Source organism: Devosia sp. A449, from assembly GCF_054489375.1.
Genome location: NZ_JBTMWU010000002.1, coordinates 300,651 through 316,350, shown reverse-complemented (window position 1 = coordinate 316,350; position 15,700 = coordinate 300,651). Strand labels below are relative to the sequence as shown.

General features: G+C 62.8%; 18 protein-coding genes. 9 read left to right on the top strand and 9 right to left on the bottom strand.

Translation table 11 applies throughout. The annotated features are described in order from the left end of the window. The first annotated feature begins 85 nt into the window (after window positions 1-85). From ACX3OW_RS07245 to ACX3OW_RS07210, 8 genes are all read left to right on the top strand, one after another. Window positions 86-319 (top strand): BolA family protein, encoded by a 234-nt coding sequence (locus tag ACX3OW_RS07245; protein WP_459095086.1) that lies wholly within the window; start codon window positions 86-88, stop codon window positions 317-319. A 6-nt stretch (window positions 320-325) separates the two neighbouring features. Beyond that, window positions 326-643 carry a DUF6665 family protein gene (locus ACX3OW_RS07240; RefSeq protein WP_459095085.1) on the top strand — a complete coding sequence of 106 codons (318 nt, stop codon included), beginning with the start codon at window positions 326-328 and terminating at the stop codon, window positions 641-643. Further along, on the top strand, window positions 640-1,269 hold the full coding sequence (locus tag ACX3OW_RS07235; RefSeq protein ID WP_459095084.1) for an HAD family hydrolase: 630 nt from the start codon (window positions 640-642) through the stop codon (window positions 1,267-1,269). Before ACX3OW_RS07240 ends, ACX3OW_RS07235 begins: the two co-directional genes overlap by 4 nt. Before the next feature lie 75 nt (window positions 1,270-1,344). Beyond that, window positions 1,345-1,668 (top strand): ArsR/SmtB family transcription factor, encoded by a 324-nt coding sequence (locus ACX3OW_RS07230; RefSeq protein WP_459095470.1) that lies wholly within the window; start codon window positions 1,345-1,347, stop codon window positions 1,666-1,668. Next, window positions 1,665-2,075: an SRPBCC family protein gene (locus tag ACX3OW_RS07225; RefSeq protein ID WP_459095083.1), complete on the top strand. Its 411-nt coding sequence runs from the start codon at window positions 1,665-1,667 to the stop codon at window positions 2,073-2,075. The genes ACX3OW_RS07230 and ACX3OW_RS07225 overlap by 4 nt, the downstream gene beginning before the upstream one ends. A gap of 118 nt (window positions 2,076-2,193) precedes the next feature. Continuing rightward, on the top strand, window positions 2,194-2,529 hold the full coding sequence (gene grxD / locus ACX3OW_RS07220; protein ID WP_459095082.1) for a Grx4 family monothiol glutaredoxin: 336 nt from the start codon (window positions 2,194-2,196) through the stop codon (window positions 2,527-2,529). A gap of 153 nt (window positions 2,530-2,682) precedes the next feature. Further along, window positions 2,683-3,900, top strand: a complete 1,218-nt coding sequence (locus ACX3OW_RS07215) for an MFS transporter (RefSeq protein WP_459095081.1) — start codon at window positions 2,683-2,685, stop codon at window positions 3,898-3,900. A gap of 117 nt (window positions 3,901-4,017) precedes the next feature. Then, complete coding sequence (locus tag ACX3OW_RS07210) at window positions 4,018-5,271, top strand: multidrug effflux MFS transporter (RefSeq protein ID WP_459095080.1); 1,254 nt, start codon at window positions 4,018-4,020, stop codon at window positions 5,269-5,271. 196 nt (window positions 5,272-5,467) lie between these two features. Here ACX3OW_RS07210 and ACX3OW_RS07205 read toward each other — a convergent pair whose 3' ends face one another. The 9 genes from ACX3OW_RS07205 to fabF form a co-directional block, all read right to left on the bottom strand. Continuing rightward, complete coding sequence (locus tag ACX3OW_RS07205) at window positions 5,468-6,271, bottom strand: inositol monophosphatase family protein (RefSeq protein ID WP_459095469.1); 804 nt, start codon at window positions 6,269-6,271, stop codon at window positions 5,468-5,470. 11 nt (window positions 6,272-6,282) lie between these two features. After that, the gene (ttcA, locus tag ACX3OW_RS07200) at window positions 6,283-7,149 is read right to left on the bottom strand and encodes a tRNA 2-thiocytidine(32) synthetase TtcA (RefSeq protein WP_459095079.1); all 867 of its coding nucleotides are present in this window, start codon (window positions 7,147-7,149) and stop codon (window positions 6,283-6,285) included. 66 nt (window positions 7,150-7,215) lie between these two features. After that, on the bottom strand, window positions 7,216-8,292 hold the full coding sequence (locus ACX3OW_RS07195) for a putative transporter (protein WP_459095078.1): 1,077 nt from the start codon (window positions 8,290-8,292) through the stop codon (window positions 7,216-7,218). Between the two features lie 172 nt (window positions 8,293-8,464). Further along, window positions 8,465-9,082 (bottom strand): 30S ribosomal protein S4, encoded by a 618-nt coding sequence (gene rpsD, locus ACX3OW_RS07190; protein ID WP_459095077.1) that lies wholly within the window; start codon window positions 9,080-9,082, stop codon window positions 8,465-8,467. Window positions 9,083-9,253: 171 nt separating this feature from the next. After that, window positions 9,254-10,492 carry an MFS transporter gene (locus ACX3OW_RS07185; RefSeq protein WP_459095076.1) on the bottom strand — a complete coding sequence of 413 codons (1,239 nt, stop codon included), beginning with the start codon at window positions 10,490-10,492 and terminating at the stop codon, window positions 9,254-9,256. 256 nt (window positions 10,493-10,748) lie between these two features. After that, a complete protein-coding gene (locus tag ACX3OW_RS07180; RefSeq protein WP_459095075.1) occupies window positions 10,749-11,555 on the bottom strand; it encodes an RNA methyltransferase in 807 nt (268 codons plus the stop codon). A gap of 57 nt (window positions 11,556-11,612) precedes the next feature. Beyond that, window positions 11,613-12,209 (bottom strand): GNAT family N-acetyltransferase, encoded by a 597-nt coding sequence (locus ACX3OW_RS07175; RefSeq protein ID WP_459095074.1) that lies wholly within the window; start codon window positions 12,207-12,209, stop codon window positions 11,613-11,615. A 113-nt stretch (window positions 12,210-12,322) separates the two neighbouring features. Continuing rightward, window positions 12,323-12,904: a GNAT family N-acetyltransferase gene (locus tag ACX3OW_RS07170; RefSeq protein WP_459095073.1), complete on the bottom strand. Its 582-nt coding sequence runs from the start codon at window positions 12,902-12,904 to the stop codon at window positions 12,323-12,325. 71 nt (window positions 12,905-12,975) lie between these two features. Further along, on the bottom strand, window positions 12,976-14,262 hold the full coding sequence (gene fabF, locus ACX3OW_RS07165) for a beta-ketoacyl-ACP synthase II (protein WP_459095072.1): 1,287 nt from the start codon (window positions 14,260-14,262) through the stop codon (window positions 12,976-12,978). Window positions 14,263-14,443: 181 nt separating this feature from the next. On the opposite strand from fabF, the gene ACX3OW_RS07160 reads away from it, so the two are divergent. Further along, complete coding sequence (locus ACX3OW_RS07160; RefSeq protein ID WP_459095071.1) at window positions 14,444-15,658, top strand: NADP-dependent isocitrate dehydrogenase; 1,215 nt, start codon at window positions 14,444-14,446, stop codon at window positions 15,656-15,658. Window positions 15,659-15,700: the final 42 nt, after the last annotated feature.

Here is a 15,700-nt window from a genome sequence, read left to right as displayed (position 1 = left end):
GCGCCGTATTGAAGGTGCCGCACCCCCATGCCATATCATGGGGGTCGCCGGCCCGTTTGCCGGCCTGTTTGCAGGAGCAAGAGCCATGGCCATGGATGCCAGCGAAATTGAACGCCGGATCAAGGCAGCTCTGCCCGATGCTCAAATCGAGATCCGTGACCTCGCCGGAGACGGCGATCACTATGCTGCCACGGTGATTTCCGAGCAGTTCCGCGGCAAGTCGCGGGTGCAGCAGCATCAACTCGTCTATGCCGCCCTGCAGGGCGACATGGGCGGCGCCCTGCACGCGCTGGCGTTGCAGACCAGCGTACCGGACTAAGCGAGCGTGTCGCTCCGCGATTCTCTCGATTTGATCCGCACCGTCCGGCCAGATGCCGGCACGGCGGCAATCGAGCATGAGATTCTCGCGGAGCGCGCCTCCTCGCTCAGCGCGGCGGAACGCAAGGTGATCGCCACCATTGCGGCTTTGGCCACGGCCGACACTGACCGCGCCGAACGGCTGACCCAAGCCCGCAGCGCCGTCTGGGCCTATTTCGTGCAGCGCGAACTGATCGGCTTTCGGCGGCACACTGATGTGATTCAGGAATTGAGTATTCCCGGCGAAGTCCTTGTCGGGCTTGGCGCAATGCCGGCGCGACGGTGACCCGCGCGGTATTTTTCGATGTCGACGGCGTGCTGGTGCATGGCTATCACGCGCGGCCCGAATTGCAGCGCCACTGGGATGCCAATTTGCTGGCCGACCTCGGGGTCGATCCCGAGCGGTTCCGCGCCGAATTCATCTTCGATATCTTCATCAAGAAGGTGGTGGTCGGCGAGATGTCGCTGATCGAGGCACTGGACCGCCGCCTGCCCGCGCTTGGCTATCGGGGCTCGACCATGGTCTTCGCCCAGTATTGGCTGAGCCGGGACAGCGTGTTGAACCAGCCGCTGCTCGATATCGTGCGCCAACTCAAGGCGCGTGATGATTTGCGGCTCTATATCGCCACCAACCAGGACCATATGCGGGCGCTCTGGCTGTGGCAGTCGCTGGGGCTGAGCGAATTGTTCGAGGACATTTTCTATTCGGCGCGTGCCGGCGTGCGGAAGCCCGAAAAGGGATTCTTTGATTTTATCGAGCACCGCATCGGCCCGCAGTCCGAACCGCCCTTGTTGTTTGACGATACGCCGAAGGTGATCGACGGCGCGCGGCGGCATGGCTGGGAGGCAGTGCAGTTCGACACAATCGAGGATTGCGTCGCTCACCCCTGGATCGCGCAGCGGCTACGCTGACCGGCGCATTTTTCTTGACCAATCCATAGCTGCGCAGCTATACATCAATTCATAGCCAACGAGGTATGGATCGTGATGTTGAACACCCATGATGTGATCTTTCGTTCGCTTGCCGATCCGACTCGCCGGGCGCTGTTCGAGCGGCTGTGCCGCGAAGGGGAGAAGACAGTCGGGGCGCTGACGGCACGCGCCGGGGTGTCGCAGCCCGTGGTGTCCCGCCATCTGGGCGTGCTGAAGCAGGCTGGGCTGGTGCGGGACCGGCAGGACGGCCGGCAGACGCATTACAGCGCCCAGCCCGACGCCCTCGCCCCACTGGTCGACTGGACCAGCCAGATGGCCGGGTTCTGGGAAACCCGGATCGACCACCTCGAAGACCTACTCAAAAGGATGGACCAATGAGCACCACCGCCACCGAGACCCGCACTATTATTGTCGAACGTGAGGTCGCCTTCCCGCCGGAGAAAATCTGGCGCGCTTTGACCCAGCCAGAGCTGATCGCAGAATGGCTGATGCAGAGCGATTTCAAGCCCGTCGCCGGCCACAGCTTCAAGTTCACTGCCGATTGGGGCGGGGTCGACTGCCAGGTCCAGGAGGTCGAGCCGAACAAGATGCTGTCATATAAATGGGACGCCTTTGGCCTTGAAAGCGTCGTCACCTGGACGCTCACCGCCACCAGCACCGGCACCCGCCTGCGTCTGGAACAGTCCGGCTTCCGCCCGGATCAGGAACAGGCCTACCAGGGCGCCATGCAGGCCTGGCCGGAATACTTCGCCGCGATGGAAAAGGTACTCGCCGGCCTCGCGTAAAATCTGCCGGCGCGACGCAGTAACGCGCCGGCGACCATCTCGACAGCGCCCTTTGGCTGTCCTATTTAAGGGGCAGCAGCAACCGGGCCTTGACCCCGGCTATCGAAAGGCTCTTCCCATGACCGACATCAACGCCTTCATCGACGACAAGGTAAAGAACAACGACATCTTCCTGTTCATGAAGGGCTCGCCGGATTTTCCGCAATGCGGCTTTTCCGGCCAGGTCGTGCAGATCCTGAGCTATCTCGGGGTCGAGTATGGCAGCGCCAATGTGCTGGAAAGCGAAGAGCTGCGTGACGGCATCAAGGCCTACAGCAACTGGCCGACCATTCCCCAGCTCTACATCAAGGGCGAATTCGTCGGCGGCGCCGACATCGTGCGCGAGATGTTCCAGGCGGGCGAATTGCAGACCCATCTGCAGACCGCCGGCATCGCGGTCAAGCAGACCGCCTGATCCAACGCCAGCAAAACGACAGCAGCGCCGGGCCTCGTGCCCGGCGTTGCTGTTACTGGGGTCATCACCAGCATTGATGGCGCCCATTCAGCAATATCGCTTTGCGTGATGGCGGCGCAGGGGTAGACAAGGCGTCCACTCTGGATGCGCCTCATGAACTCGTCCGCTCTCCGCCCTGCGGTTCCGCTGCTCGTACTGATCATCGCCGGCTGCGTCATTGCCGCCGTCGGCAATGGCATTCGCAGCAGTTTTGGCCTGTTCACCCTGCCGATGACCGCCGATCTGGGCCTCACGCGCGAACAGTGGGGCATGGCCATGGCCATCCAGAACCTCGCCTGGGGCATCGCCCAGCCCTTCGCCGGCGCCTATGCCGACCGTGTCGGCACCGGACGAACCGTGGCCTTGGGTGGCGTCATCTTTGCGCTCGGCATGCTGGGCATGGCTTTCTCGCCGGACGCCGGCTGGATGATCATCACTGCCGGCGTCATCACCGGTGTCGGTATCGCCATCTGCTCGTTCAGCGTGGTCATGGCGGCCTTTGGCCGCTCGGTGCCTCAGGAAAAGCGCCCGATGATCTTCGGCATCGCCACTGCCGCATCGTCTTTCGGCCAATTCGCCTTCGCCCCGATCAGCCAGGGCTTCATCAATGCCTTTGGCTGGCAGTCGGCATTGATCTATCTGGGCATGGCGCTGCTGCTGATCATTCCGCTGAGCTACGCCCTGCGTGGCCGCACCGAGAACCCGGTGGGCCATGCCGACCTGCCCTTCATGGAAGCGCTGTCGCGGGCCTGGGGCCACGGCTCCTATCGGCTGCTGGTGATCGGCTTTTTCGTCTGCGGCTTCCATCTGGCGTTCATCAACGTCCACATGCCGGCCTATCTGGTGCAATGCGGGTTGTCGCCGGAAGTGGGCAGCTGGACCATCGCCGTCATTGGCCTGTTCAACATCGTCGGCTCGCTACTGGCCGGCTATTTCGGCGGCCGCCTGCCCAAGCAGTTGCTGCTGGCGACCATCTATTTCCTGCGCGCGCTGGCCATCGGGCTGTTCATGCTGTTCCCGGTCACCGAACTGACCGCCTATACCTTCGCCGCTGTCATGGGCCTGCTCTGGCTGTCGACGGTGCCGCTGACCGCCGGCCTCGTTACCCTGTTCTTCGGCGCGCGCTATATGGGCATGCTCTATGGCGTGGCATTTTTCAGCCACCAGCTCGGCTCCTTCATGGGCGTCTGGCTGGGTGGTGCCGTGTTCGACCTGACCGGGCATTATGATCTGGTCTGGTATCTCGGCATCCTGCTCGGCCTGGCATCAGCCGCCATTCACCTGCCGATCAACGAGCGCTCGGTCAGCAATTTCGCCCTCAAGCCGGCCTGAATTCGATCCATCGGCTATTACCGATAAAGTCTTGCAAATGACGCTCTGCAGGTTCATGGTCCCGAGCCATATTGCTGGTGCCCGCCGCTGACGGCGCCCCTATTCCAGGTTCCACTGATGTCCGATCATTTCACGCGGGTGCTTTCGCGCCCCGAATTTATTGCTCTCATCGCCGCGTTAATGGCCCTCAACGCCCTGGCCATCGACGTCATGCTGCCCGCCCTGCCCTATATGGGCGAGGCGCTCGGCGTGGCGAGCGAGAACGAGCGGCAATTCGTCATTACCGCCTATATGCTGGGCATGGGCATCGCCGTGCTGGGCTTTGGCCCGCTGACCGACCGCTTCGGCCGCCGCGCGCCGCTGCTGGTAGGCATGGCTATCTATATCGTCGCCGCCATCGCCGCCATTTTTGCTCCCAATTTCGTCGTGCTGCTGCTGCTGCGCTTCATCCAGGGCATGGGCGCCGCCAGCGTGCGCGTCATCGCCACCGCCGTCGTGCGCGACCGGTATTCGGGCCGCGAGATGGCCGAAGTGATGTCGCTGACCTTCATGGTGTTCATGGCGATCCCGATCATCGCCCCGGGCATCGGCCAGATTCTGCTGCTGACCGGACCGTGGCAGACCATCTTCATCTTCATGGGCCTGCTGGCCGCCGCCTTCTGGCTGTGGACCTATTTCCGCCTGCCCGAGACGCTGCCGCTCAGCGCGCGGCGTCCATTGAGCTTCAGGGCCGTATTCAGCGGCTTCGCCATCGTCTTCACCAACCGCATGGCGATTTCCTATGGCCTGGCCGGCATGTTCCTGTTCGGCGCGCTTTTTGGTTTCATCAGCTCGTCGCAGCAGATCTTCGTCGATGTCTATGGCCTGGGCGTGTATTTTCCCGTTGCCTTCGCCACGATGGCCGGGCTGATGGCGGTCTCCTCCTTCACCAACTCGCAGATCGTGCGTCGCTTCGGCATGCGCCGGCTGTCGCATGGCGCCATGCTGGTATTCTCCAGCGTCAGCGGCATCTGGGTCATCTTCGCGCTGACCGGATTTTTGCCGCTGTGGCTGTTCTTCGTCCTGCTGTTGATCATCATGTTCAGCTTTGGCTGGGCCGCCTCCAACATGAACTCGCTGTCCATGGAGCCGCTCGGCGCTGTGGCCGGCACGGCCTCGGCGGTGTTCGGCTTCATCCAGACCGTGGGCGGCGCGCTGATCGGCAGCTATACCGGCCAGATGTTCAACGGCACCACGCTGCCGACAGCGGTCGGCTATTTCGCCATGGGCACGCTGGCGCTGATCTGCATTCTGGTGGCGGAAAAGGGCCGGCTATTCGGCGTCGGCGAGCAATATGCCCATGAGGGCGCAGTGGTAGAGGTCGGGCACTGAGGGCTCGCTTCATCCACGGATTCCCCTTCTCCCCTTGAGGGAGAAGGTGCCCGAAGGGCGGATGAGGGGTCTCTTTCTTTCAACTCAAAAGCATGGGCGAGCGCAGCACCCCTCACCCTGACCTGCCGCTGAACGCGTCAGGTCTGTCCCTCTCCCTCAAGGGGAGAGGGTGGGCCCGGTGGATGGGGCCATTTCTCTAAAACGTAAACACTTCCCGGCGTAGCTCGTCCCAGCTGGCGCGGTCGGTGGCGACCAGCAACCCGCCTGCGGTGTGGCTGGGCAGATAGGGTGAGCCATCGATACGGGCGGCGTAGGCGCCGGCTTCCTGGCTGATCAGCACACCGGCCAGATGGTCCCAGGGCATCAGCTTGTTGAAGCAGACGAACTGGGTGTGGCCGGAGGCGAAGCTGCGGTATTCGTGGCCGGCGACGCGGAAATTGGCGACCATGCGGGTCTTGTCGAAATTGGCCAGCACCTGAGCCCGCGACGCCTTCGGCATGAAGGCGACCGAGGCAGTACCCACCATCTCGGCCAGCGGCAGCGGCGCAGCGACATGCAGGCGCACGGATTCGCCATTGGGCCGGCGCAGCCAGGCGCCACCGCCCTTTTCCGCCATCACCCAATCATCGCCCATCGGATCATAGATGATGCCGGCAATGGTCTCGCCCTTGGAGACCACGGCAGCCATGGTGGCGAACAGCGGCAGGCCGGCAGCGTAATTGGCGGTGCCGTCGATGGGATCGACCACCACGGCCAGGTCAGCCGTCGCCAGACGCGTCAGCAGCGCCGGATCGGCCGCGACCGATTCCTCGCCGACGAACAGCGCCTCGGGCATCCAGGTGGCCATGCGCGCCTTGATGACGTTCTCGGTGGCGATATCGGCCTCGGTCACCAGATCGATCGCTTCGGTCTTGACGTGAACCATCGAACTGTCGAGCCGGCGAAAGCGCGGCAAGGCTTCGGCTCGCGCCGCATCGCGCAGAATATTGGCCAGTTCCATCACGTCGAAAGTCACGATTCAGTCCTCCTGTCGAACAAGCCGGCGAAGTCGAACAGCTTGGTATCCAGCATGTGGCTGGCGTTGATATTGCCCAAGGCGCGGATCATCACATCCTTGCGGCCGGGCATGCGCTTCTCGATATCGCTGAGCATCGCCTTCATGGCGTTGCGCTCCAGCCCATCCTGGCTGCCGCACAAATCGCAGGGGATGATCGGGAAAGCCATGGCGTCGGAGAATCGCTGCAGATCTTCCTCGGCGCAATAGATCAGCGGGCGCAGCACTTCCATGTCGCCCTCGTCATTGAGCAGGCGCGGTGGCATGGCGGCCAGCCGCCCGCCATGGAACATGTTCATGAAGAAGGTTTCGAGGCTGTCGTCGCGATGGTGGCCCAGCACCAGCGCGGTGCAGCCTTCTTCGCGGGCGATGCGATAGAGATTGCCCCGGCGCAGGCGCGAGCAGAGCGAGCAATAGGTCGCTCCGGCCGGCAGCTTGTCGGTGACGATAGAATAGGTGTCCTTGTATTCGATGCGATGGGGGATGCCGAGATTGCTGAGGAATTCGGGCAGGATGTGCTTGGGGAAATTGGGCTGGCCCTGATCGAGATTGCAGGCCAGCAGTTCCACCGGCAGCATGCCGCGCCATTTGAGGTCCAGCAGCAGCGCCAGCAGGCTATAGCTGTCCTTGCCGCCCGACAGCGCCACCAGCCACTTCTCGCCGGGTCGCACCATGTCGAATTTGTCGAGCGCTTCGCGGGTCTGGCGGATCAGCCGCTTGCGCAGCTTGTTGAACTCGCCACTGCGCGGGGCATTGGCATAGATCGAATGGCCGCCGCTCTCGGCGTCGGCCTGTTCGACATCGATGGGCAGGGCTTCGTTCATCATCGGCCTCAAATGGAAAAGGGGGCGTCGCCGCCCCCTCTTAACGCAGGTGCTCGCTTCGCGCCACTAAACCGGTAGCGGGCTGGTTTCCTGTGCCGTGGCGGCCACGTCATGGCCGATATCATAACGGTCCAGATTATCCTCGAACTCGTGCAGACGCTTCCAGATGGAGCGCAGCTCGGTCAGCGTGGTCCAGTTATTGAGCACCACCGAGAAGGCGCCATCGACCTGCCCATAGGCATTGCTGACCTGGAACAGCAGGCCGACCGAAACCGCCCCGGTAAACATCGCCGGTCCGATCATCAGCAGCGGCGTCATCGAGGTGATCTGGCCATAGGCGTTGGACCACAGGTTGAAATAGCCATAATGCAGGTAGAGGCGGAAATAATTGGTCCGCAGCCCCGTGAACAGGCTGAACAGGGTCTCCGGCTGGGCATGATGAATTTTGTCATCCTCGCCCAGCACCAATTCCTTGCGGAATGCCGCTTCGACCTTCTGGTTCTTGTATTCCAGCCCCGGCAGGAACCAGCCGACGAACCAGGAAATGGCCATGCCACCGACGCTGACCAGCAGGGCGGCCCAGACCAGCGAGCCGGGAATATCGCGAAGCACCGGCAGATCAACCTGCCCGCTCAGCGTCCACAGGATCGGCAGAAAAGCAATCAACGTCAGCAGCGCCCGCAGCAACTGCAGGCCGAGACTTTCCACGATACGGGCGAAGCGGTTCGCGTCTTCCTGAATACGCTGCGAAGCGCCTTCGATTTCGTGTTCAACATGGCGCCAGCGCGGAATGTAGTTTTCGGTAATGGCCTGGCGCCAGCGAAAGCCGTAATGCGAAACGAGGAACGAGCCAAGCGTGCCGGTCAATACGATCGGGACGGCAATCCAGATAAACGTGGTCGGGACCAGCATCGGCACCACGAAGAAGATGTGCCCCCATTGCCATTCCCAGCCAAAGAGCGAGTGCCAGAACTCGGCGACGTCGTGCTCGGACGCTGTCTGCAACAGGTCGTAGAAGCCGCGATACCAGGTATTGACCTGCACCGACAGGTCGACCTGCATCCAGATGATCAGGACAATCAATGTGCCCATGCCATAGGCCCATGGCGCCCAGCGGCGGCTCTTGAAGAAGGCGTGAATCATAACTGCACCCGTTGGGATCGTTCCCGTATGGAACCAGACCAGTCACGGAAACTTGGGCATCAACAAGTCCTAGTTTCGAACCTTAACAAGAATTAATTTCTACCGTGGACGCAAACAAAAAAGGGCCGCTCCAATGGAGCGGCCCTTTCTTAATTCTGGAATTCGGTTTCGCTTAGCGCGAGTAGAATTCGACGACCAGGTTCGGTTCCATCTGGACCGGATACGGCACGTCCGACAGCGTGGGAACGCGGATGAAGGTGGCGGTCATCTTGTTGTGGTCGACTTCGACGTAATCAGGAACGTCGCGCTCGGCCAGCTGGGTGGCTTCGATCAGCACGGTGAGCTGCTTGGAGCGGTCACGCACTTCGACCTTGTCGCCGACCTTGACCTGGTAGGACGGGATGTTGACCCGCTTGCCGTTGATCAGGATGTGGCCATGCGACACGAACTGGCGCGCAGCAAACACGGTGGCGACGAACTTGGCGCGGTAAACAATCGCGTCAAGACGGCTCTCGAGCAGGCCGATCAGGTTCTCGCCGGTGTCGCCCTTGACGCGAGCGGCTTCGCTATAGAGGCGCTTGAAGCTCTTCTCGGTGATCGAACCGTAATAGCCCTTGAGCTTCTGCTTGGCGCGGAGCTGCAGACCGTAGTCCGAGAGCTTGCCCTTGCGGCGCTGGCCATGCTGGCCGGGGCCATAGGCGCGGGCGTTGAGCGGGGACTTCGGACGACCCCAGATGTTTTCGCCGAGACGGCGATCAATTTTGTACTTGGCTGAATGACGCTTCGACATCGCGTATCCTTCTTAACAGTTGAATGGATCGCGCCCTCCTCTGCCATCCTTGCGGAAGGCCGACAGACTCCTAAAATTCAGGAAATCCCGGGTGCGCCTATAGGCCCAAAGGCCTGAATAGGTTCGCGGTTATTATCGGCGGCACGGAAATATGTCAAGCGCAGCGGGCGATCAGGCCATCTTCTTGTCGAGGCTGCGCTGGTCGCGCAGGCTGGGGAAGATGCGGCTCCACAGAATGGCAATGCCGATGGCGCCAATGCCGCCCACGGCCACGGCAGCGACCGGGCCGATAAAATGGGCCACCGTGCCAGCCCGGAACTCGCCCAGCTCGTTGGAGGCGCCAACAAACACGGAGTTGACGGCGTTGACGCGGCCACGGACCTCCTCGGGAGTCCACAGCTGCATGATGGTTTCGCGGATGGTGACGCTGACCATATCGGCCGCTCCCACCAGCGCCAGCGCCGGCACCGAAATCCACACCGTGGTGGAAAGGCCAAACACCAGGGTGAACAGGCCAAACAGCCCGACAAACAGGAACAGCAGCTTGCCGGCATGATCGCGAATCGGGAATCGGGTCAGATACAGCGCCATGCAGATGGCGCCGATGCCCGGCGCGGCGCGCAGCAGGCCCAGCTCCTGCGGCCCGGCATGCAGGATATCCTTGGCATAGACCGGCAACAGCGCCACCGCCCCGCCCATCAATACGGCGAACATGTCGAGCGAGATGGCGCCCAGCACCACCTTGTTGGAGAAAATATAGCGGAAGCCGCCGAAAATGGTCTCGATATTGGTCGCCTGATGCGACTGGCGCTGAGCCGGACGGGGAATCAGCAGCACGCTGACCACGGCCAGCAGCAGCAATGCCGCGCCGGTGCCGAAGGCCACGGTCGGGGCCACCCCATAGAGCAAGCCACCGGCAGCCGGCCCCATGATCGAGGCGAACTGCCAGGCCGAGGCATTGACGGTGATGGCGTTGGACAGCGCCTCGGGCGGCACCAGATTGGGCGCCAGCGACTGTGCGGCCGGGCCCCAGAAGGCGCGAGCGGTGCCGAGCACCACCAGAATGCCAAAAATCGGCCAGACCTCATGCGCCTCGGCATTGACGAAGGCGAGGAAGCCCAGCGCACAGAACAGTTCCACCACCAGACAGATCGCCATGATGCCGCGCCGGTTGAAGCGGTCGGCGGCGAGGCCGGTGACCAGAATCAGCAGCAGCGCCGGCAGGAACAGGCTGAGCCCGACCAGACCGAGCAGGAACACATTGCCGGTCACGTCATAGATCTGCCAGGCGATCGACACCGACATGATCTGCACCGCGAAGCTGACCAGCAAGGTGGTCAGCCAGAAGAAGCGGAAACCGACATAGGTAAAGGCGAGGCGGGACTTGTCTGCTGGGGCCGAGGTGCTCATGCCGAGGAGGTTGCATGACGCCCGATGGCAGTCAAAGGCGGAATGGCGGCAAACCGTTCGGGCGGGATGAAATATGGGGTTTGACGGGCTCGCATTGCTTGGGCGCCCCGATCTGTCCCCTCCCCCTTGAGGGGAGGGTTAGGGTGGGGGTGTCGTGGCCACCAAATATGCCGAGCTGGGGGAGAGCACGACACCCCCACCCCGGCCCTCCCCTCAAGGGGGAGGGAGCGCATCCGGGCTCGCTGACTTCAGCGGCCTACGCCTCGTCCTGGTCCTGCTTTTTCTGCCGGTTGGGGTTGGGGCGCTGGTGGCGGCGGTCGATGGAGGAGATGACGCCGCGCAGGGTGCGGATTTCCTGGCTGGTGAACTTGCCGCGCTCCAGCATGGTGCGCAGATTATTGACCACCGTGGGGCGCTTGTCCTGCGAGGTGAAGAAGCCCGAGCCGTCCAGCGTGGTTTCCAGATGCCCGAACAACCCGACCAGTTCTTCGCGCGGCGCTACTGCGGCCATGGCATGATCAAACGGCAGCTGGGTGCCGAGTTCGCTGTGCCGGCGCCATTCATAGGCCATCAGCAGCACCGCCTGGGCGATGTTGAGCGAGGCGAAGGCCGGTTCTACCGGCAGGGTGACGATGCTATCGGCTAGCGCCACCTCCTCATTGAGCAGGCCCCACTTCTCGCGGCCGAACAACAGGCCGACGCCCTTGCCGGCACCGATCTGCGCCGCCATCTGTTCGGCGGCTTCGTCGGGACCGATCACCGGCTTTTGCAGATCGCGCGAGCGCGCCGTGGTGGCCAGTACCAGCGTCAGATCGGCAATGGCCTCGTCCAGCGTGTCGAACACCCGCACCCGATCAATGACGTGATCGGCGCGCGAGGCGGCGGCGACGGCCCGCTCATTGGGCCAGCCATCGCGCGGGCGCACCAGACGCAGATCCCACAGCCCGAAATTGGCCATGGCCCGGGCGGCGGTGCCGATATTCTCGCCGAGCTGCGGCTCGCACAGAATCACCGCCGGCGATGGCTTCAGCTCGATTTTGATAGAAGTGTCGGTTCCGGCCATGGCGCCCAATCCAGATAGATCAGGCGCTCATAGACCCATTTGCCGGCCCGAGGCAATTCATGCCACGCGATGGCGCGGCAGCAAATCCTTGACCTTGGCCGAACGCTGCCACTCGCGGTCGAGAATGGCGAAGTGCAATTCCTCGTCCCATTCGCCCTGAAACAGCGCGTGTTCGCGGTAATGCGCTTCCAGCCGCATGCCCAATTGCTGCATCAGCTTGATCGAATGGTGATTGCGGCCATCGCTGCGCGCAAAGACACGGTGAATGTGGAAATACTCGAAGGCCAGATCGAACATCGCGCTCACCGCCTCGGTGGCGTAGCCCTGCCCGGCATAGGTCGGATTGATGAGAAAGCGCAGCTCGCCCTGCCCCGCCGTCGCGTCGGCCCAAAGCAGCGAGACATGCCCCAGCAGCGCCCGGTCGCCCTTGCGGACCATAGCCAGCGTCAGCGTATCGCCCGGCCGCTGCAGGCTGACATGGCCACGCATGATATTGAGCGCATCAGCCACCTCGGCCGCATCGCGGGTCCGACTGAAGACATAGCGCTGCATCGAGGGCAGAGCATGATAGGCGCAAAGGCCCTCAACATCGCTGCGTTCAAAACTGCGCAGAATGAGCCGATCGGTCTCGATAGGCAAAGCGAGTGCTGACATAGAAAATTGCTCCCTGAACCGTGTGATGACCCGAAGGCACAACGCGACCGGATTCAGGGTAGTTCCTGCACTGCTCTGGAAAAATCTTCCTCATGAGCGCCAGCGGCCAAACGCTATTGCGGCGCGGTTTCCGCCCGCAAGGCCCGCCATTCCTGCCGCAGGATGGCGTAGACGAACTCCTCGTCCCAACGGCCCTTGAACAAAGCGTGTTCGCGGAAATGGGCTTCGCGCCGCATGCCGAGCCGCTCCATCAGCCGCCAGGAGGATTCGTTGCGGATGTCGCAACGGGCCGCAACCCGGTGGATGTCGCCTTGCCCGAAGGCCAGATCGAGTACCCCATTGGCCGCCTCGGTGGCGTAGCCATGGCCCTGATAATCGGGATCGAAAATCCAGCCGATCTCACCCTGCCGCGCATCGAGCTGGCGCAGGATCAGCGACACCTCGCCGATCAGCCGACCGGTCTGCTGCAGCTCGACGGCAAGGATGATCTTGTCGCCCTCGGCCGCCAGCGCCACCTGGCCGATGCGCTGCTGCACGGCCAAAGCACATTCCTCGCGGCTGAGCGCCACGTCGAACAAATAGCGCGCCACATCCTCGCGCTGCCGATAGCCATAGACGGCGTCGACATCGCCGCGCCGGAACGGGCGCAGCGACAGTCGTTCCGTTGCTATCGGATAGTTTGGATAGAGCGGCATGCCTCCCCCCGCTGCAGCGGCCGCACTTTCGCTAGTGGCGCGGCCGAAGGCAAGGGTGAGGTCGCGTTGCGCTATGCCGGAGCCCGCCCGAACACCAGCGCCGCATTGACGCCGCCGAAACCGAAGGAATTCGACAGGGCGTAATCGATGGCCTTGGGCTTGGCCGTATTGGCCACCAGATCGAACACATCGGCCGCCTCGACCGGATCATCGAGATTGATGGTCGGTGGCAGCAGGCCTTCGCGCAGCGCCTGGATGGAGATGATGGCTTCGAGCGCGCCGGCGGCGCCGAGCAGATGGCCGGTCGCCGACTTGGTGGACGACACCGCCAGATCCTTGCCGCGGCCGGGGAAGACGGCGGCGATGCCGGCGATTTCGGCGTTGTCGCCAACTTCGGTGGAGGTGGCGTGAGCATTGACATAGCCGATCTGGCTCTGGTCGACGCCGGCCATGGTCAGCGCATTGCGCATCGCTACCTGCGCACCGGCCCCATCAGGCGAACCGGCGGTCAGATGATAGGCATCGGCCGAGGTGCCATAGCCGGCCAGAACCGCCAGCGGCGTGGCGCCACGGGCATGGGCATGGCTGAGCTTTTCGATGACCAGCACCGCAGCGCCTTCGGACAGCACGAAGCCGTCATGGCCCTTGTCGAACGGGCGCGACGCCTTGTGCGGCGCATCATCATGGCTGGCGGTCAGCGCGCGCGACGCGCCAAACCCACCCAGCGAAATCGGATCGACCGAGCCTTCGGCCCCGCCAACCACCGCGACTTCAGCCTCGCCAGTCATGATCAGGCGCATGCCATCGCCAATGGCCTGGGCCGAAGCCGCGCAGGCGGTCACCGGCGTGCCGATCGGACCCCGGAAACTGTGCAGGATCGACAGCCAGCCGGCGGCCAGATTGGCGAGGAAGGACGGCACGGTGAAGGGCGAGAGCCGGCGCGGCCCCTTGGTCTGGATGATCTCGACGGCGCGCGCCATCACCGGCGAACCGCCGACGCCTGAGCCGATAATGGTGGCGGTGGCCAGTTGATCTTCCAGCGCGGTCGGGTGCCAGTTGGCCTGGTTCAGCGCTTCGGTGGCGGCACCGATGGCATACTGGATGAACAGGTCCATCTTCTTGATCTCTTTGCCGTCGATAAAATCGGCAGGATCAAAGCCATCGGGATTGGACGCCTTGGACGGCACCAGGCCGGCAATGTGGCTGACGAAGTCAGTGGTATCGAAGCGGTCATTCTGGACGATGCCGCTGCGGCCGGCGACGAGGCCGTTCCACAAGGCGGGCACGCCAACGCCGAGCGGGCTAACGGCGCCCATGCCGGTGACGACGATGGGATCGGCGGGATCTGGCTTCAGCATGGTGTTCCTGTGGGGTCGGCGCAAAGGGAGGGACTGCGCCAGAGGTAGGTGCGCCCATCCGCAGCGTCAACTGGCATGACCCCTTGCCGTTTGGTGCCTTTGCGCTTTTGCCCGCCAATGCTATAGGGCTCGGCGAAGCTGGCCAGAGGGCCAATATGCGGAATTCAGGGAGATTTTTCCGATGAGCAAGATCAAAGTCGCCAACCCGGTCGTCGATCTCGACGGCGACGAAATGACCCGGATTATCTGGCAGGCGATCAAGGACAAGCTCATCCATCCCTATCTCGACCTGCCGGTCGAGTATTACGACCTGAGCGTTGAAAGCCGCGACGCCACCAACGACCAGATCACGGTCGATGCTGCCCATGCCATCCAGAAATATGGCGTCGGCATCAAATGCGCCACCATCACCCCCGATGAGCAGCGCGTCGAGGAATTCGGCCTCAAGAAGATGTGGAAGTCGCCCAACGGCACCATCCGCAACATTCTGGGCGGCGTGATCTTCCGCGAACCCATCATCTGCAAGAACGTGCCGCGTCTGGTGCCCGGCTGGACCCAGCCGATCATCGTCGGCCGTCACGCTTTCGGCGACCAGTACCGCGCCACCGACTTCACCTTCCCCGGCAAGGGCACGCTGACGATCAAGTTCACCGGCGAAGATGGCAAGGTCATCGAGCACGAGGTGTACCAGGCGCCGGGCGCTGGCGTGGCCATGGCCATGTACAACCTCGACGATTCGATCCGCGACTTCGCCTATTCGAGCTTCAACTACGGCCTCGCCCGCGGCGTGCCGGTGTATCTCTCCACCAAGAACACCATCCTCAAGGTCTATGACGGCCGCTTCAAGGATATCTTCCAGGAGATCTACGAAGCCGAGTTCAAGGAAAAGTTCGAAGCTGCCAAGATCTGGTACGAGCACCGCCTGATCGACGACATGGTCGCTTCCGCCCTCAAGTGGTCCGGCGGCTACGTCTGGGCCTGCAAGAACTATGACGGCGACGTGCAGTCCGACATCGTGGCGCAGGGTTTTGGCTCGCTCGGCCTGATGACCTCGGTGCTGGCCACGCCCGATGGCAAGATCGTCGAATCCGAAGCCGCCCACGGCACGGTGACCCGTCACTACCGCCAGCATCAGCAGGGCAAGGAAACCTCCACCAACTCGACCGCGTCGATCTTCGCCTGGACGCGTGGCCTCGCCCACCGCGCCAAGCTGGACGACAACGAGGCGCTGGCCAAGTTTGCCCTGACTCTCGAGAAGGTCGTCGTCGACACCATCGAAGAAGGCAAGATGACCAAGGATCTGTCGCTGCTGGTCGGCCCGGATCAGCCGTGGCTGTCGACCATCGGCTTCCTCGACGCCATCGACCTGAACCTGCAGAAGGCCATGTCGGCCTAAGCCCGTCTGGCTGCCGAGAATTTAAAGGCCGGGTCCATGTGA